Annotated in this window: 1 protein-coding gene; it reads right to left on the minus strand. The window is 50.5% G+C overall.

All coding sequences use genetic code 11. The features are described from left to right. Positions 1–552 (minus strand): ABC transporter ATP-binding protein (locus R7Z50_RS29075; protein ID WP_318149954.1); only part of this gene is annotated, 552 nt, incomplete at its 3' end. Between the last annotated feature and the right edge of the window lie 46 nt (positions 553–598).

Consider the following 598-nt stretch of genomic DNA (forward strand, 5'->3'; position numbering starts at 1 on the left):
CAGTGCCGTGGTTGGCTCATCGGCGATGATCAGATCTGGCTCACCAGCCAAAGCGATCGCGATAACCACACGCTGACGCATACCACCAGAAAACTGGTGAGGATACTGTTTAAGACGGTTTTCAGGCTGAGGGATGCCGACTTGCTGCATCAGAGACAACGCGCGTTGATACGCCTCGTCGTCAGACACTTTCATGTTGGCATGAATGGTTTCTTTTAGCTGCTGCTCAACCGTAAACAAAGGGTTAAGAGAGGTCATCGGGTCTTGGAAGATAAAACCAATCTTCGAGCCACGTACCTTACGCATCGCTTCTGGTGTTAAGCCAGAGATTTTTTCACCATCCAAAAAGACATCGCCACTGGCAACGCGTCCCGGAGGGCTCAGCAAATCGATAACGGCGTTACCAACGGTGGACTTACCCGCACCGGATTCGCCAACAACACCCACGATTTCGCCTCGTTCAATATTAAACGAAAGTGATTTCACGGCCGCGTGAACGCCGTGTCGGGATGGATACTCAATACGAAGGTTTTTCACCTCTAATAGTGACATTTCAGACCTCTACTGCCTTGTCTGTGGTATCGAATCGCACTGGGAA

Source organism: Vibrio sp. 1249-1 (assembly GCF_033340495.1).